The sequence below is a fragment of the Hydrangea phyllody phytoplasma genome (assembly GCF_036985185.1).
Lineage (GTDB): Bacteria > Bacillota_I > Bacilli_A > Acholeplasmatales > Acholeplasmataceae > Phytoplasma > Phytoplasma asteris.
Window position 1 is genome coordinate 88,920 of record NZ_BSDA01000001.1, and the last position, 18,463, is coordinate 107,382.

The following is an 18,463-nucleotide window of genomic DNA, read 5'->3' on the forward strand; positions in this document are numbered from 1 at the left end:
TTTCATGAAATCTATTCAAACTAAATACTACAAGTATTTAATAATTATCACATTTATTATCGCACTAATAATTTTGTTATCTGCAATTATTTTTATTAAATAAAAAAATAAATCTGTTCCTAATGCAAAATTAACCCACATCCTTCCTGAAATCAAACCCGATACCAAGACAAACATTATTGAACATTATTTAGGTCTCAATCCTAATTTAGAAAATTTAAAAACCGAATTTAGAAAAATAAACCCTGATTGGAACCAAGAAGTTTTTGCTTATAATTATCATATGCTTTCTAAAAGTAATGCAAATCAAAAAATTACTGATGCTATCCAACACAAAATTTTTGCTATTTTTTTAAACTTTAATGATGAAAAAATGAAATCATACCAAACTCAAAATAATCTTTTAGATGCCTTAAATCAAAATCAAAACAATAAAATGCATATTTTTTGGAAAAAAGAAAAACCAAATACCGAACTTATATTAGTTTTAAAAGACCAATTATTGCATAACACAAATAAATGGCAACAAACAGCAACAAATATTTGGGATAAAATACAAACCTATATTAATAATGATATAGATCAAATATTAAAAAATCAACTAAGCTTGCTTGAAAAAAATAAAATTATAATTGATATGAATGCAGGCAAACTCAAAATCACAGACATTAAAGATTTTATAAAACAAAATTTGATGGCTAATGCAAATGCCAAACTTGAATCTAATCCAGAACAAAATATTTTAATAAAACAATTAAGAAAACAATCTTTTAATTTAATGGAGTTAAGAAACAAATTCCAAACTCTCCAAAAAATAATTCAAAAAATAGCTCAAAATGGTAATATAACTACCATATTTCAAAAAGATATGCAAGAATTAGAAAATCTTATAAAAACAACTATATTAGAAATTATAAATGAATCTGATAAATTAAATATATAATTTGGTAAATGACTAATTATTTTTCAAATCCATTTTTTTCCTCAATTCTTCCAAAACTTGTTCTACAATAACTTTCACTTGAGGATTGACAAAAAGAATCTGATTTTTAACTTCAAAATGAGTTTTTTTACTACAATTTTTCAAAATCACAATTTTTAATTTATCAATATTAACTTTTTTCAACATTCTTCTAATTTTTTGTTCTTTAGCTTGTCTTTTTAACATGAATATCGCCTTTTCGTTTTATTTTTATTAATAAATTATTTTTAGTTCATCAAATAAAATAATATAAGTTAGTTTTTTAATGCCGTTTTTGCATTTCAGCTTTTATTTTAATCTTTTAGACATAAATTTTGGCTTGATTTTATCTTTACCATATTTGGTTTTCTTTTTTACCTTTATAAAGATATTATACAACTTTTAAAATAACTTTTTTATATTTTGTCATTATTTTTTAATATATTTCATCATTTCATTATTCCTATCATTTAAATTATTCCCATTTTGGATATATTTAAATATTTTTAATCACAAAGGAGCCAAACTTCATTAATCATTTTCAAAATCAAAAAAAACTACTATTTTACCACAAAAACCCCCAATTCAAATTATTTTGTATTTTTTGCATTTCTATAACATCAATAACATTATTAATTGGGTTAGTTTATTTGCAATTTAGAAATCAAAGACTAAATCATAAAATTGCAAGCAAAACAGTAGCTATTAGCACACCTCAAATCCAAACTCTCAAAAACTATAAAAAAACTCACCCAAACAAAATCAAGGAAAAAAAGTGGGATAAAACTTTAAATAAGGAAATAGAATTTGTATCTATAATCCACAAACCTACTTTAATGACTCACAACAAATACATTTTTGATGGCATTAACGGATTTAGATATTATCAAAAGAATTATCACGTATGCAAAATATTTTAACCCAAGAGCTCAAAAAACCAACTATTACAAATTTATGAGGTGTTCCAAAACTTTACTCAAATCCAAAAAGAACTTGATTTGCTTCAAAAAAGAAATAACCATTTTCAAGAACCTTTAGATTCGCACTGGATTAAATTATTGCAAAATCCTTTTAATAAATGGCAAAGCCAAACTTTAAATAAGATAGATATTTTTGATCAAACCCAAATAAGACAAGATAACAATACTATTTTTAACCAAAATATGGTAATTACCTTAGATAAAATAAATAAGATTATAATTATGGAATATAACGGTCCTCAAAAATTATTAATTCAAGACAAAGAGAATTTTTTAGGTAATTTAATATTAAACATTTGCCAAAACCAATTTAACTGCAAAGAAAAGTTTAATTTATACTTTAATCCTGTAAGAAAAACTTTATCTATTTATAACAACAAATAAATTGCCATAATAAACGCCCATAATTGTTCTAAAACTTTCAAAAAATCAAATATTTGCTACATTAAATAAGATCAACTCTAAAAAGTTGGTCTTTTTTTTATATACAAAATTGCAAGGAAAACACTCATGATCTACAGATTAGTGAGCAAAAAACTTGTTTTTTTTTTTTTTGTGATAAAATGATGTTAATAGCAATATTTTATTTTTTTAAAATAATGTTGCAAAATTTAAAAAGGGAAATAAAATGATGTAGAAAAAATGCATTCCAAATAACAATTATTTTTCATTTCAATATTTAACTTTTTTGTTTTTTTAAAATATATTTCTAAGATGCTTTAAAAATGATTCTTCTTTAAGAACTTTCGAGAATCACTAGAATCATTAAATAGCATCATAACAAAATTAATTTTTACACATCAATCATTATTTTTTATTTTTTTAAAAAAAGAATAATTTTTAAATTTTAATTATTTTTTAAATCACAACAATAATAACAATAGAAAGGCATATAGTACCCAAATGAATAATTTAGACAAAAACTTCGAGAACTATTTCAAATTATCTAAATTATCTAAAATTTGTTTTTTAATTTTTTTAGGGTTTTTAGTTTTGGGATCAAATTATAATACAGCCAAAGCTGACAAAGAACAATTAGAAGCAATTTTAGGTGAATGGCAAGAAATCTACAACAAAAAAAATAGTACTATGATCGAAACCATCAAAAAAGAAAACAACATTACTTTAAAAATTAAAAAGCAAGCTTTAATGGTTGATAATAATAAAAAACTTCTTTCAAGAGCACTTAACACAAATGGAATAATTAATTGGAAACATACTGATACTTATGATATAACTTATGATAATAAGGGTAACGTATTATCTAAAAGAAAGTTTTTACAAGGACATACAGAAAAAAACCCCAACATTAATTGGCACCATAATGATACTTATGATATAACTTATGATACCAACGGAAATCAAATAGCAAAAAGACATTACAAATTAGAAAGTAAGCAAGATAATAAAGTAGTTGATGGGACGTATTATAATGCTTGGCGTGCTACTTATGATAAAAATGATTTAAAAAAAGCATTACAAAACAGATTCATAGATAGCTTAAATAAAAAAATACATTCGGAGAAAAACCCTATAATTGACCAAAACACAAACACAAATCCTAATGACAACACTACTACAAAAAGCAATTTATTTCCTCTCCAAAATGAAGTAAAAAAATTAGATCAAATATTAAAAGATCTAGATAGCCTTAATTTAAAATTATTAGATTTTAATAGACATTCTTATGATCTACAAAAACGCTTTGAACAAATTAGCGAACAATTTGTCCTAAATGTTCAAAACAAAGATACTAATTTATCATTATATAACCAATACTCAAATTTAAAACAAGATATAACTGTTTTTTTAGAACAAAATTTTTATCTTTTAGAAACTAAAATTACTAATCTAAATAAGGAAAAAATAGGATCATTAGATAAGTTAGTACAGCGCATATTTATAAAACAAGAAGAAATCCAAACTAATTATCAAAATAAATATTCTCAATTATCACAAGAAGATAAGAATAATTTACAAAACCGCTGGAATCTAGAAACAATTAATAAAGAACTTGATTTTAAAGCTTTATTAAAACATTTATTTAAATTTGATAATAAAATACAAATTAAAAAAAAATACAACGAACAAATACAAACCACAAATACTACCTTATCTCAAACAGGTGAAAATAAAATAAAATTATTAGAACAAGTATTTCTAAAAGATAATTTAGCTACACTACACAAAGAAATGAAAAATTTAAATAACGAATTGAATTCCATTATCACAGATTCTATTCCACTTTATTTTAAAGATTTTATTTCTTTACAAGATGACACTAAAGAATTTTTATCCAATGTTAAAGGAGCTAAAGAAACTAAAAAAGAACTTAAAGAATTATTCCATTTTTTTAAAAACCCTAGACAATACCAAGATATGTGAATTAAAGTTCCTAAAGGTTATTTATTCTACGGTCCCCCAGGAACTGGTAAAACTTTTTTAACTAAAGAATTATCTAAAGAAGCAGGAGTAAAATTCTTATATAGGAGTGGTTCTGAATTCCAAAAAGACCAATATGTAGGAACAGGTGTAAATGAAGTAATGGAATTGTTCCAAGAAGCAAAAGAATCTAACCAACCATGTATTATTTTTATTGATGAAATAGATGCAGTAGGAGCCAAAAGGTCAAATAACGATGAGGTTTATAATAAAACCCTTAATCAATTATTAACAGAACTAGATGGTTTTAATTCCAAAGATAGAGACCCTTCTAAACCAATTGTAGTTATTGGAGCAACTAACCGCCCTGATATACTAGATAAAGCTTTGTTAAGACCTTGAAAGATTAGAAAGGAAACTTAAATTAGATTTGCCTAAACCTGAAGAGATAGAAGAATTTTTAGACTTTTTTGTCAAAGATGAAGAATTACACAATGATATAAAAGATCAAAATGGCAAACTAAAACCCCAAATTTTAAAAGATTTAAGTCAAAAATGTTATGATAATAAATTCAGCCCTGCTCAATTAAAAGCTTTAGTTTCTGAAAGTGCTTTAGCAGCTATGAGACAAAATCATTCCTATTTAACTGCTGATAATCTAGAACAAGGTTTTCAAAGAGTTTTACAAGATGCCAATAAAAATCAACTTTTACCAACCAAAACTAATCCTGCATTTAATTTAAGTTTATTAATCAAAGTGTCATGTGCTTTGGTAGCATTTACAATAGTTATGTTTGTTTTAATATATTATTTTAAAAAATACTTGAAAAACAAAAGATTACGAGGCTTTTTATGAATAAAATAATAAATAAAATCATTAAATGGAGTTGTATTACTGTCATTTTAGCATTAGTTTTATTTTTATCAATTAAAGAAATTAATCACCAATGGTTTAATAACGACAATAAAAAAGAATATATGCCATTTGTTTTAATTGACAAAGTGACTAAAGATAATTACGAAGATATCGAAAAAATTAAAATTATTAATTTAGGACATAGTTCCTTTAAACAAAGTACTATTCATAAAATAGAAGTCTATTATAAAAATAAAGATGTTGCTTATGATTATATGGATGATATTATGTATCGCACTTTGCAAGATAAATTACTAGAAGAAAGTAAAAAAATCTATAAAGAACACGGCGAAGAAGTTTTTGAAAATAAAAAACCTAAAAATCATTTAATGACTAATTCCCAAGAATATTTAACCAATGGTTTATCTAATACTTTTGGTATTTTAAGTATTTTTTCATCAGCTTTATGGATGTTTTATATTTTTAATAATTTCTTATCACAAAAAAGAGCTGATTCTAAAAACAACAAAACTTCCTCTATGAAACAAAAAAGCAAATTAACTTTCCAAGACGTTGCAGGAAACCAAGAACCTAAAGAAGAAATGAAAGAATTAGTTGATTTCTTAAAAATCCTAAAAAATATATCACTTTAGGAGCACGAATCCCACGAGGAGTTTTATTAGAAGGTCCTCCGGGAACAGGAAAAACCTTACTTGCAAAAGCTTTAGCAGGAGAAGCAGGAGTGCCATTTTATGCTGTTTCTGGTTCTGAATTTGTTGAAATGTATGTTGGACTTGGAGCTGCACGTGTAAGAAAATTATTTAAAGAAGCACAAAATAATGCTCCTTGTATCGTTTTTATCGATGAAATAGATGCTTTAGGAGGAAAAAGAAGTAATTCAGGAGAAGGAGGAAATTCCGAAAAAGACCAAACACTTAACCAATTACTTACTGAAATGGACGGTTTTAACCAAAATAGAGGAGTAATTGTAGTAGCTGCAACTAATAGAGCTGATACTCTAGATCCTGCTTTGCTTCGCCCTGGACGTTTTGATAGAACTATTCAAGTATATCTTCCTGATGTAAAAGCTAGAGAAGCAATCTTAAAAATTCATGCTCGTAACAAAAAAATAGAACCTTTAGTGGATTTTAGCCATTTAGCTAAAAGAACTCCAGGAATGAATGGAGCCCAACTTGCAGCTGTTCTTAATGAAGCCTCTCTTTTAGCAGCCAAAAACCAAAAAGCTTTTATTACTATGGATGAATTAGAAGAGTCAGTTGACAAAGTTTATATGGGACCTGCCAAAAAATCTTTAGTTATTCATGAAATAGAAAGAAAAATGACAGCTTACCACGAAGCAGGACATGCTGTTATTGTAATGAAGCACCCTCATAGTTCTGAAAAAGTAAGAACCCTCACTATTACTCCAAGAGGAGGCGCTCTAGGTTATATGTGGCCTACATCTGATAAAGAATATTTTTGCAATACCGAAAAACAACTCACCTATAACATCGTTGTTGCCTTAGGTGGAGCAGCCGCTGAAGAACTCTTTTCTAAAGCTAGAACTAATGGAGTGTATTCCGATCTTAAACAAGCTACTCGCACTGCTTTTGGGATGGTGGTTTATTCAGGAATGAGTCCTTTAGGATATATTAACTTTGAAAAATGTTCCGAACAAACTCGTTATCAAGTAGACCAAGAAATTAAAAAAATAGTAGATGAATGCTACAAACAAGCTAAAAACATTTTAGAAAAAAATAAAGTATTAGTAGAAAAAATAACCCAAACTTTATTAGATAAAGATACTTTAAGTCAAAAAGAAATTTATGCTTTAGATGAGACACAACAACCAGAAGCACAAAAAGAAAATTCTGAAAAAACTAAAACCAAAGCAGGTAATAAACCTAACAAAAATAAATTAGCTACTGTAAAAAAATAAATTAAAATCGTTTACACACATTAATTACAATCAAACAAATCCCAAAGAGGCTTTTTAAAGTCTCTTTTTTTATTAATCCCAAATGATTTATAATTTTGTTATAATTGAAGTATCAAACTCTCAAAAACTAAAGCAATAAGGAAAGCAAGGATAAAAAATTGATAGCTGAAATAATTATAGATATAAAAACTACATATCAAGGAATTAACAAACCTTTTGATTATTTGGTACCACCCCATTTTGAAAAGATAATCAAAAAAGCAATGAGAGTTGTAGTTCCTTTTGGTAATGCTAATTCGCAACGCTTAGGCTATATTATCAATTTAAAAGAAAATAGCAAGTTCAATAAGAACTTAAAAGAAATAATAACTATTTTAGATGAAACTCCTTATTTTGATCAAGAATTTTTTTTATTATCCCAAGAAATGTTAAAAACTCCTTTCATTATTAAAGCCTTAGTTTATGAAACTATTTTCCCCAAAGAATTTGTAAAATCTTTTTTAAAAGAAATTAAAATTATAAATAAGGAGTTATTTCCTGAAAATCTCAAAGGTTTTTTCGCAAACAAAAAGGAACTTTTTTTAAATCCCAAAAACAAATCCCAAGAAAAACTATTAGAATATTTTACAAAACTATCTAAGAAAAAAATTGTCATAATCAAAGATATTTTACAACTCAAAGAAAAAAACACTGAAAAAAAAATATGCATTTACCACCTTAATCCGCAATTAAGTGAACAAAAAGATATAAAATTAACACCCAAGCAAAAAGATTTTATTGTAAAATTAAAAGAATTAAAACCTTTAAAAATGTTAGATAAAACAAGCTCAAATGAAATCAAACATAGCAAACCAAAAATAAAAACTCAAGAAATCACAAGAAAAAAAGCCTTAGAATTGACTTCAAACAGCATTATTCAATCCTTAATCCGCAAAAAGATTCTTTTACAAACAGAACAAAAAATAAGTATAGTTCTAAATCACAACTTTGATTTACTTGCAGAAGACAAAAAAATAATTTTGAATGAAGAACAACAACAAATAGCAAAAAAAATAAATCTTAACTACCACAAAACTTATCTTTTACACGGAAAAACAGGCTCAGGCAAAACTGAAATTTATCTCCATTTAATTACCAAAGTTCTCAATCAAAATAAACAAGTTTTATTATTGGTACCTGAAGTAATGTTAATAGCTCCTTTAATGCAACGCCTCCAATCCAAATTCACAAACAAAAATATAGCTGTTTTACACAGTTATTTAAGCCCCAAAGAACATTTAGACCAATTTTTAAAAATCAAAGAACAAAAAGCCTGCATTGTTTTAGGCACTCGTAGTGCTATTTTTGCTCCTTTAAATAATTTAGGAATTGTCATCATTGACGAAGAACACGACGAGGCTTTAATAGAAAAAGAGCGCGCCACTTATGATGCAAGAACCTTGGCACAAATAAGGGCTAAATACCACAAAATTCCTTTAATTTTAGGAAGCGCTACTCCTTCTTTGGAAAGTCATTATCAAGTTTTACAACAAAATTATCAACTTTTAAGCCTTACCAAAAGAGCTTTAATTGATGCTTTACCTACCATCGAACTTGTAGACATGAAAGAAGAATTAAAAAAAGGCAATTTAGAACCTTTTTCCCAAAGCCTTAAACATGCATTAAGGGAAGTTCTAGCCAAACAACAACAAGCCATTTTATTTATCAACACTAAAGGTTTTGCACCATTTGTTTTATGTCGTTTTTGCGGCTTTGTCCCCAAATGCCATAAATGCAACAATAGCCTTACTTTTTATCAAAAACAAGAACTATTAAAATGTAGTCATTGCAACTATAAAGAGCAATTTACACCAAAATGCATGCGCTGCTCCAAAGAACAAATAAAAGAAGTAGGCGTTGGTATCGAATACATCGAAGCTTATCTCCAAAAAGAATTTTTGCAAGCAAGACTTATCAAATTTGATTCAGATACTATCACAAAAATTAGTCAATACGAAAAATTATGGAACGATTTTAATCAAGAAAAAGCAGATATTTTGTTAGGAACTCAAATGATTGCCAAAGGACTTGACTTTCACAAAGTTACTTTAGTAGGTATTTTAATGGCAGATTCTTTACTCAAAATTCCTAGTTTTAAAGGCTCAGAAAAAACCTTTCAATTACTCATTCAAGCAGCAGGACGTTGTGGCAGAAAAGAACAAGGCAAAGTAATTGTGCAAAGCTATAATATAGACCATTTTGCAATTAATGCGGCAGTCAAATATGAAGAAAAGGAGTTTTTGAGACAACTTTTAGAAGAAAGAAAAATGTCACAAAACCCTCCATTTGGATACCTGAGCCAAATTTTAATCTCTCATAAAGATTTTAAAAAAACTTTTGATATTGCTTACCGCATCAAAGCAGCATTGGCCAATCGCTTTTCACACAAAATAACTGTTTTAGGTCCTGTTTTATCACTTATTCCTAAAAAAAATAACCGTTATCGCTGTTTATTGACACTAAAATATAGCATTTGGCCTTTGGATCTAGATTTTATTTTGGAAAACAACATTCACCAAGATGCTTTAATTATTTTTGATAGGTTTGCTAATTTATTGTAAACAAATTATAAAATCCAAAGATAAATTAAAATTGCATGGAGGCAAAAAAGAAACGCCTGAACTGTTCCGTTTTTTTAGACACTTTTTTATTTAAAAATTACTCTTTAAGACTTAAAATTAAATAGATAATTTCATATCTTTTCAAACTAACAAAGTAATTTCATTACACTTAAAAAGTGTCTAAAAAAACGGAACAGTTCACCAAACCAAAAGGCAACAATAATAGCAAACAGAAGTTTTTGAAAATAGTCATCAATTTTTTCAATTACCACAAATCACAAAAAAATCACAAAACCAAAAGAAACACCCAAATAAAATTACTATTCTTTTTTATTGCTTTTATTTTCCATTAACAAAAAAAATATGTAACACAAAAAGCGAGCAAAAACAAATGAAAAACCAGCAATTATTTTACTTTATAAATTGACATTTTTTATTATTTATGTTAAAATGAAATCAGTTAGTTATTAAAAATATAAATTAAAGGCGAGGTGTTGTTTCAAAAAAATATGGACGATAGTGATAGTATAAAATTTAGCACAATAAAGATCTTTGAAAAAAAGACGTTTGTGGGTAAAAAATCAAATTTAGCAAATAAAAAAATGTGCATTAATGCCAAAAGGTGTTTTTTCTTATGAATCCGATAGTCATATTGATTATTTTAATCGCATTAAATGCTTTTTTTGCAACTTGCGAAATATCTTTTATTTCTACTAACGAAAGCAAAATTGAATTAGATATCAAAAAGGGCAATAAAAATGCTCTAAGAGTCAAAAAAATCAAAGCCAAACCAACCACTTTTTTATCAGTAATTCAAATTATGATTCACATCATTACTTTTTTTCAAGGAAATATTGTAACATCTTGTTGGCTAAGAGAAACAGAAGGGCATTTTTCATTACATAACATCGGAATTGAGGCTTTAATTATTACCCTTTCTATTATTTTTGGAGAATTAATTCCTAAACGCATAGCAATGCATGCACCTTCCAAAATTGCTTATCTTTTTTCTGGTTCTATTTCCTTAATTGCTTGGTTAATTACGCCTTTGGTTTGGATTTTGACTCAAGTAAGTAATCTTTTTCTTATTGTTTTCGGACTAAATCCTAACAAAAATAGCATACAAGTCTCAGAAGACGAACTACGTTTAATGTTAACTTCAAGTTATCAAAAAGGCATCATTGACAAAGATGAAAATAAAATGATTCAAAATATTTTTGAATTTGATCACACAAACATTTCTGAAGTAATGCGCCACCGCACCGAAGTAGTTGCAATTAATGTTGAAATTACCAAAAAAGAATTAATTAAAACTATCCAAAATGAAAAATACACACGTTTTCCAGTTTATGAAAATAGTATTGATAATATTATAGGCATTTTACATGTTAAAGATATTTTTAATTATTTAATGTCCTCAAACCCAAATAAAATTTTTGATTTGAAAAAATTCATTAGAAAACCTTATTTGGTCCCAGATACAAAAAATACTAATGAATTTTTCCGCGAAATGAAAAAAACCAAAACCCATATGGCAATAGTAATTGACGAATATGGTGGCACAGCTGGAATAATTACTTTTGAGGATTTAATTGAAGAGATCTTAGGTGAAATTTCGGATGAATACGACAATGAAGAGCTAATGATTAAAGAAGTTGCCAAAAATGAATATATTGTTAATGGATTTGCTGATTTAGAAGAGGTCGCAGAAGCAATTAAATTAGAATTTAACACTGAAGATTATGATACTTTAAGTGGTTTTTTAATAGGACAATTGGGAAGATTTCCCAAACCAAATGACAAAAATATCGAAATCATTTACAAGAATTTTAAATTTACAATCTTAAAACACAATGATAAAGTAATTTCTCAAATCAAAATCACAAAAATAGATTTACAAGAAGAAATAAAATAAATAAAAAGAGCAAATATGAAAATATTTGCTCTTTTTTTATACCTTTATAAATTTGTTCAATTAAGAAATCATTTATTTTCAAATAAATAATAATGGGTAATACAAAATCAAAGTTTAGAATTATACGCATTCATTAAAATATTAAAATCCACATCTTGGATAAAATTAAATATAATTTTATTAATAATATTAATGTTTTTTAAAATATTTTTTTGACTGCTTGCATTGACAGGCGTTAAAAGATATTGATCCAAAGGCATGCAAGAATCTAAACTTACTCCTATTTTTAACCTTTTAAATTGTTTAGTGCCTAAACGATCAATAATATTCCTTAATCCGTTATGCCCTCCATGACCACCTTGCATTTTTAACTTTAATTTGCCTTCATCCAAATAAATATCATCTACAATAACTAAAATATTTTCTATCTTAATGCGATATTTATTTATAATTTTTTTTACCACTTCACCTGATAAATTCATATACGTTTGTGGTTTAATCAATAATGATTGGTGGTGGTTAAAATTAATTTGATAAATGTGGGCGGTTTTGTCTTCCTTCAAGATTTGATATTTATTTTGACTTAAAAAAGAATCAACAACAGCAAAACCAACATTATGACGAGTGTTTACAAATTTGGTACCTGGATTCCCCAAACCTACAATAAGTTTCATCGTTTTTTCTTTCTTTTTGTTGTGTTTTATTATTTCATTTTATTATTTATGATAAGCAAAAGCAAAAAAACAAAACAAAAGCTGTTTGCAAATTTATTTTTGCAATTATATATTTGAATTATTTTACTAATTATATTATTTTTTGGAATTGCACAAAGAAAAGTGATTTTAATTTTTGTATTTTGTGCGCAAATTATTTTTAATAACAAAGATAACAAAATACCAACGCCAATAAAGAAAAAAGACGCCTTTATTAAAGCATATCTTATATAAATTATTGAAACAAATAACAAAGAAAGAATTATTTATTAATATCTTTTAAAATATTTTCTATACGGCGTCCATAAGATAAAGATTTATCATATTTAAAAACTAAATCAGGTATTTTACGAAAATTTTTAATTTTTTTAGCTAATTCCAACCGAATAACAACTTTATTTTGTTGAATAGTTTCTTCTGTTAATTTCAAAACAGTTGGATCATCGCTTAAAATAGTATAATAAACATTAGCAAAAGACAAGTCTTTTGTTACTTTAACATCGGTTAAATTAATATATCCTATTTGTTCGTCTTGAATAACATCATTAATTAACACCAATTCTTTTTGAATTAGACTAGACAATCTTTCAGCTGTTGTTACCATTTTTTATTCCTCTACTTTGCTTAGTTTAGATGTTTCTATTATATCATTAATTTCAAAATCATTAAAACCATCAAGTAAAATGCCGCACTCATAACCTTGTTTGGCAGATTTAATGTTGTCTTTGAGATGTTTTAAGGATGCAATTTTACCTTTAAATAAAACTTCATCATTGCGCATTACTTTGGCAAAATCGCTATTATTGACAATACCTTGTGTCACATAACAACCAGCAATATTGCCAACTTTACTGATATTAAAAATTTTTCTTACTTCTACTTTACCAGTAACCACTTCTTCAAAAGTAGGTTTAATCATAGATTTTAATTTTTGTTCAATATCTTCAATAATGCGGTAAATAACATTATGAATAGTAATTTTTACTTCTTGTCTTTGAGCAGATTTGAGTGTGGAAGAAGCAGGTTTGATATTGAAGCCTATTAACAAACTGTCTGATGATTTGGCAAAAGCAATATCTGTTTCTGTAATGGTGCCAACAGCAGCGCGCAAAAGTTGCACTTTAAGATCAGATACTTTAATTTTGGCAATCATACCTTGAAGCGCTTCCAAACTTCCTTGAGTATCAGCTTTTAAAATGATATTGAGTTCTTGCGGTTTTTCGGTTTCTAAGTCTTGTAAAATATCTTCTAAATTAAGAGGTGAAAGGGTTTTGGCTAAAGTTTCTTTAGTTTGGGATTTTTTTTCGGCTACAATTTGGCGTGCTTGTTTTTCATTAGCAACGGCGTAAAAAATATCTCCTGCTTGAGGCACTCCTTTTAATCCTGCAACACGCACAGGTTGCGAAGGTAAGGCTTTGGTTAGTGTTTTTTTGTTTTCATCTTCCATGGAACGAATTTTTCCATAAGAAGCTCCAGCAACGACGATATCGCCTACTTTAAGGTTGCCATCACTTACAATAAAAGTAGCCACCAGTCCTAAAGATTTATTAAGGCTTGCATCAATAACTGTTCCTTGAGCTTTTTGATCGGGATTAGCTTGTAAATTTTGGATTTCACTAACTAAAAGAATAATTTCTAATATTTTTTCCAAACCTTCTCTTTTTAAAGCAGAAATAGCAATATAAGGAGTAGTGCCGCCCCATTCTTCAGGCAACAAATCATAACTAGATAATTCTTGCATAATTTGTTGTGTGTTATTATTGGGTTTATCAATTTTATTTAAAGCAACAATAATAGGAATTTGGGCTTTTTGGGCGTGCTTCAAGGATTCTAAGGTTTGTGGTTTGACGCAATCATCAACTGCTACTACCAAAATACAAATATCAGTAATTTTAGCTCCTCTAGCCCTCATCTTATCAAAAGCTTCATGTCCTGGAGTATCAATAAAAGTTATTTTATTTCCTTGGTATTCAACTTGATAAGCTCCTATGTGTTGGGTAATGCCTCCAAATTCTTGATCAACTACACGAGTTTTTCGAATGGCATCTAATAGAGTAGTTTTGCCGTGGTCAACGTGTCCCATAATAGTTACAATGGGCGGTGTTTTTTGAAAATTAAGTTTTTGGTTGGGTTTGGTTTTAGTGAGGGAAGGCATTTGCGGTTGAAGTTGTGGTGGGGTGTGTTTTTCTTGGGGTTCGATTACTTGAATATTGTAATCTTTGGCTAAAAGTTCAACAATATCTTTTTCTAAGGTTTGATTAACATCTGCTTTAAGTCCTAATTGTAATAATTTTTTAATTAAAAAAGCACTGGTAATGCCAAAAACTTGAGCGATTTGAAAAACTTTGTCTTGGGGATTAAAAACATAGTTTTTACTAGCAAAATCGTTTCGCAAATCCGTTTCCTTGGATAATTTAGGGGTAGTTTTGGATGAATTTTCATTATTTGTTTTTTTGTTAAGGGTCATTTACATCCCTCCTTTAATTTTAATAATTTTTAATGCATGAAAATAAAAGATTGCAACATAAAAAATAAATTGGGCAAAAAATAAAAAATGTGAAGTGTGAAGTGAACAAAAAATATTTCAAAGATGGAAAAATGCATAAATAAAATATAAAAATGTTTGCTAAGTTTGTAAAGCAATCAATTTTAAAAGAGTTTGATATATTTCTTCAGGAACTTTGGTTTTGAGTTTTTTATCTAAAAGTTTCTTTTTTTGCGACAAAATAACATATTCAAGTTTTAAAGTTAGATATACTCCTCTTCCTTGAAGTGCTAAATTAAAATCAACAGCTACTTTTCCTTGTTTAGTGCTATTTATTCTAATCATTTTTTTGATATCTTGCATTTTTTTAGAAACTATACAAGTTCGCAAAACAGTCATTACAATTAAATTAATCCTTCTGTTTGGGCTTGATCTAAGGTTTTGATATCAATATTCCACTTAGTTACTTCCGCTGCTAATTTAACATTTTTACCTAATTTACCAATCGCTAAAGAAAATTGGTCGTCAGGAACAATTGCAAGAGCGTATTTGTTAATGTCGTCTTTGATGACAACTTGAAGGCATGAAGCAGGTTTGAGGGCATTTGCAATAAGTTCTTGGGGATCGTCGCTCCAAACAAATAAATCAACTTTTTCGTCTTTAAGGATTTTGATAACATTTTTAATACGGTTGCTTCTTTCGCCAATACAAGAGCCAATGGCATCTACTTGAGCGTCGCAGGACAATAAACCAATTTTGGTACGTTCGCCAGAAATGCGGGCAACCCCTACAATTTTAACGATGCCTTCTTGGATTTCAGGAATATTTTCTTCTAACACTTTAACTACAAGTCCCACATGATTACAACTGACAAAAATCTTAGGCCATTTAGTAGTTTTTCTTACTTCTGACAAAAAAACTTGAATTCTTTCGCCTACTTGCATTTCATTATTGGAAGCAATTTCTTTTTTAGGCAGCAAGGTAGTAATTTCTTTTTCTAATTCCAAATTATAAAATTTATCGTTTTCCGAAATAATTTTAGCGATAATTAATTTGCCTTCTTGTTGTTTGAAAAAATTATAAATGTTTTCTCTTTTCTTTTTGGTAAGCTCTTCGTTGAATTGATTTTTAAGTTCTTTGACAGCGTATAGATTAAAATCTTTAGGATCAACTTTAATATCAATTACTTGACCTATTTTGGCATGAGGCTTAATTTGTTGGGCTTCTTCAAGAGTAATGGGAGTTGACTCTTTTAAATTAATAGTGCTCATAGTAGCTTCGTCGGCAACCAAAAATTGTTTATATAAAATAATTTCGCTTTTGTCTTCTTTTAACTGGATTTTACAGCTTTTAACTTTATGATTTTTTTTGCAACCAGAAATCAATCCTTTAGCAAAAGCATCAATAACTTGGTCTTTATCTAAATCTCTTTCTTGAGCGATTTTATCTAAAAGTTTAAAAAAATTCTTACTAATCAAACGATACCTCCTAGTAAATGCATCTTGTTAGATGTGGGCGAATTTAACATTAACAAACACAACCAACTAAAACCAGATACAAAATAAAAAAAACAGTGATTTGTTACAAGCACCATTTTTATCTTTTGATGAAAAAAAATAACTCATAATATAATTATATCATTTCCCAAGGCAAATAACAATTTTTTATGCATCCTTAAGGAATTTTGTGAGTAAAAAGGAGATACAAATAATAAATTTGACTATTGGACAATATCTTTAGGAGTTAAATATAAGAAATTAGGTTTTTGGGTTTGGCTGATAAGTCCTTTCAAAATTTCTACCATTACCCAAGTATCTTGTTTGCAATATTGTTCTAAGGCTTGAAATTGCGCTTGAAATTGCAAAGGAGACATTTTAGGCAGTTGAATATAAGTTAAAAAAGCCTCAATACCATTTTGAATAACTAAATTTTGATAATTCAAATTGCAAAATAAAGGAGTAATTTTTTTGATAGAAAAAGAACCTTGCAAATGGGGATGATAAAAATTAATGCCTGCGGCTTGTTCGGAATCAAATCCTAGATTTTGATAAATCGTTTTGCTGCCTTTTAGAAGGTCTTTAAGGTCGAAAATACGCGCAATAATGTTTTGGATTTGCAAGGAATATTCAGGAAAAAGCAAAGATAATTCTTGAAGGCGTGTTTTTTCAAAAGCTTTATGATAAACAATAATGGAGCCTCCATCATCTAAAATGGCATTGGTTAGTTTTTCTAATAGGGTTTTTCTGTAATCGGCGTGATCGGGTGCCAAAAAAGAAACGTGATTTTTATCTTTGTTGCACAAACCAGGGGCTTTTTCGATGTGAAGTGAAAATTGAAATAAGGATTGAGTATAGGGTTTTTCGCCTTTAAATCTAGGAAAAGGACACGGAAAAGCCTCAAAATCTAAATAATAAAGAGGGTATTTTAGAATTTGCAACCCTGCTTTAATCTTATCAAAACAATAATAAGGAAGCTTTTTTTGGGTAACTTTTTGTTGCACTTTGTTATCAAAACGATTCAACCAAGCAAAAGGAATGTCAGAAACATGATAATATTGTTGCAAAATTAACTGTTGTGTTTCGTGTTTTTGTTTGTTTTGGGAGTCAAAAAAACCTAAATGATTATAAAAATAAGTAAAAATACTGTCTTTGGAAGGGATGTTTTCATAAAAATGAAGGATTTTTTCAGGCAACAAATAATAAGCAGAAGTGTCGTTTGGCTTGTTAGTTTTTGAAGACAAATAAGAAATTAAAAGATTGGCATCATTTTCTAATATTTGAGTTCCTTGTTGTGTAATCAAAGTCAAATCAATAAAAGTAAGCAAGTTAGGATCCAAAGCCGCATTACAACTTTTGCAATCATAAACATAATCCGAATTAAGAACTACCAAATAATACTCTATTTTTTTCTTTTTTTGTGCCTCAGTTAAATTATTTTCAATTACCCATCTTTGATAAGTTAAATCATAGATGTATTTTCCTTCTTGTGATTTGGGATTAAAAAAAGTTTGCATTTTTTTTTGATAAGATGGGTTGTCTTGATTGGAGCCCTTGCAAAAAGGTGATAAGGTGTTAGGACTTGTATAATGGAAAAAGGGCATTTTTTCTTTGTTATCGTTTACAAATTGCAATTTTAAGAATTTTTTGCTAGTAGTAGTTTTAGTTTCAAAAATACGAATAGTAGTTTTGTCTTCTTGATATCCATCTAAAAAACAATAAAATTGATATCCTTGTTTATTCATTTGAAACTTTTTTTGTTGATAAGTTTCCAAAGAAAAAATAACTTCTCCTGGAAAATGTTTTTCCAAATAAGAACCTACCAAAAGCTCTAATTGTTTGTAATAAGGTTGCATAATGTTTAAATGTTTTTGGTTTAAAACAGCTTGATATTCGTCTTGCTCGCTTAGATTTTCTTGTAAAAAAGCAAGTTTTTTAGCATAAGTTTCTTCATTAATTAAATCTTTGAGTTCATTGGAAAAATCCAAAAGAAACTGAGATTTATTTTGATACAAAAAATTAAAATTCAAATATTTTAAAACTTTTAAAAACTTAATAAAACGAGTTTTAGAAATTTTCATTCATGTGTCCTTAATTATTGTCTAATTTGATATCTGCATAAAAGCAAAAAATACA

17 protein-coding genes are annotated in these 18,463 nt (G+C 27.7%); 10 read left to right on the plus strand and 7 right to left on the minus strand.

The genetic code is table 11. From position 1 onward, the window contains the following. Window positions 1-373: 373 nt before the first annotated feature. Window positions 374-943 (plus strand): hypothetical protein, encoded by a 570-nt coding sequence (locus tag AACP42_RS00520; RefSeq protein ID WP_249402803.1) that lies wholly within the window; start codon window positions 374-376, stop codon window positions 941-943. A gap of 12 nt (window positions 944-955) precedes the next feature. Here AACP42_RS00520 and AACP42_RS00525 read toward each other — a convergent pair whose 3' ends face one another. Further along, window positions 956-1,168 carry a hypothetical protein gene (locus AACP42_RS00525; RefSeq protein WP_212508947.1) on the minus strand — a complete coding sequence of 71 codons (213 nt, stop codon included), beginning with the start codon at window positions 1,166-1,168 and terminating at the stop codon, window positions 956-958. Window positions 1,169-1,611: 443 nt separating this feature from the next. On the opposite strand from AACP42_RS00525, the gene AACP42_RS00530 reads away from it, so the two are divergent. From AACP42_RS00530 to AACP42_RS00570, 9 genes are all read left to right on the plus strand, one after another. Next, complete coding sequence (locus AACP42_RS00530) at window positions 1,612-1,881, plus strand: hypothetical protein (protein ID WP_212775315.1); 270 nt, start codon at window positions 1,612-1,614, stop codon at window positions 1,879-1,881. Window positions 1,882-1,920: 39 nt separating this feature from the next. Continuing rightward, on the plus strand, window positions 1,921-2,325 hold the full coding sequence (locus AACP42_RS00535) for a hypothetical protein (protein WP_212508949.1): 405 nt from the start codon (window positions 1,921-1,923) through the stop codon (window positions 2,323-2,325). A gap of 519 nt (window positions 2,326-2,844) precedes the next feature. After that, window positions 2,845-4,326 (plus strand): hypothetical protein, encoded by a 1,482-nt coding sequence (locus AACP42_RS00540; RefSeq protein WP_339332549.1) that lies wholly within the window; start codon window positions 2,845-2,847, stop codon window positions 4,324-4,326. Then, window positions 4,327-4,725 (plus strand): AAA family ATPase, encoded by a 399-nt coding sequence (locus AACP42_RS00545; RefSeq protein ID WP_212775393.1) that lies wholly within the window; start codon window positions 4,327-4,329, stop codon window positions 4,723-4,725. A 28-nt stretch (window positions 4,726-4,753) separates the two neighbouring features. Beyond that, on the plus strand, window positions 4,754-5,179 hold the full coding sequence (locus AACP42_RS00550) for a hypothetical protein (RefSeq protein WP_212775340.1): 426 nt from the start codon (window positions 4,754-4,756) through the stop codon (window positions 5,177-5,179). Continuing rightward, window positions 5,176-5,832 carry a hypothetical protein gene (locus AACP42_RS00555; protein WP_249402806.1) on the plus strand — a complete coding sequence of 219 codons (657 nt, stop codon included), beginning with the start codon at window positions 5,176-5,178 and terminating at the stop codon, window positions 5,830-5,832. The genes AACP42_RS00550 and AACP42_RS00555 overlap by 4 nt, the downstream gene beginning before the upstream one ends. A gap of 8 nt (window positions 5,833-5,840) precedes the next feature. Beyond that, window positions 5,841-7,118, plus strand: a complete 1,278-nt coding sequence (locus AACP42_RS00560) for an ATP-dependent metallopeptidase FtsH/Yme1/Tma family protein (RefSeq protein ID WP_249402811.1) — start codon at window positions 5,841-5,843, stop codon at window positions 7,116-7,118. A 158-nt stretch (window positions 7,119-7,276) separates the two neighbouring features. Continuing rightward, window positions 7,277-9,718: a replication restart helicase PriA gene (priA, locus tag AACP42_RS00565; RefSeq protein WP_212775341.1), complete on the plus strand. Its 2,442-nt coding sequence runs from the start codon at window positions 7,277-7,279 to the stop codon at window positions 9,716-9,718. 634 nt (window positions 9,719-10,352) lie between these two features. Then, entirely contained in the window at window positions 10,353-11,633 is a 1,281-nt protein-coding gene (locus tag AACP42_RS00570) for a hemolysin family protein (protein ID WP_212775342.1), read from the plus strand. Between the two features lie 107 nt (window positions 11,634-11,740). Here AACP42_RS00570 and pth read toward each other — a convergent pair whose 3' ends face one another. From pth to AACP42_RS00600, 6 genes are all read right to left on the minus strand, one after another. Next, on the minus strand, window positions 11,741-12,307 hold the full coding sequence (gene pth, locus AACP42_RS00575) for an aminoacyl-tRNA hydrolase (protein ID WP_212775343.1): 567 nt from the start codon (window positions 12,305-12,307) through the stop codon (window positions 11,741-11,743). A gap of 301 nt (window positions 12,308-12,608) precedes the next feature. Continuing rightward, window positions 12,609-12,950, minus strand: a complete 342-nt coding sequence (gene rbfA, locus AACP42_RS00580; protein ID WP_212509139.1) for a 30S ribosome-binding factor RbfA — start codon at window positions 12,948-12,950, stop codon at window positions 12,609-12,611. 3 nt (window positions 12,951-12,953) lie between these two features. Beyond that, window positions 12,954-14,813: a translation initiation factor IF-2 gene (infB, locus tag AACP42_RS00585; protein ID WP_212775344.1), complete on the minus strand. Its 1,860-nt coding sequence runs from the start codon at window positions 14,811-14,813 to the stop codon at window positions 12,954-12,956. 159 nt (window positions 14,814-14,972) lie between these two features. Next, the gene (locus AACP42_RS00590; RefSeq protein WP_212775345.1) at window positions 14,973-15,230 is read right to left on the minus strand and encodes a YlxR family protein; all 258 of its coding nucleotides are present in this window, start codon (window positions 15,228-15,230) and stop codon (window positions 14,973-14,975) included. A 5-nt stretch (window positions 15,231-15,235) separates the two neighbouring features. Further along, window positions 15,236-16,309, minus strand: a complete 1,074-nt coding sequence (gene nusA, locus AACP42_RS00595) for a transcription termination factor NusA (RefSeq protein ID WP_212775346.1) — start codon at window positions 16,307-16,309, stop codon at window positions 15,236-15,238. Between the two features lie 242 nt (window positions 16,310-16,551). After that, window positions 16,552-18,408 carry a DUF2779 domain-containing protein gene (locus AACP42_RS00600; protein ID WP_212775347.1) on the minus strand — a complete coding sequence of 619 codons (1,857 nt, stop codon included), beginning with the start codon at window positions 18,406-18,408 and terminating at the stop codon, window positions 16,552-16,554. Window positions 18,409-18,463 lie beyond the last annotated feature (55 nt).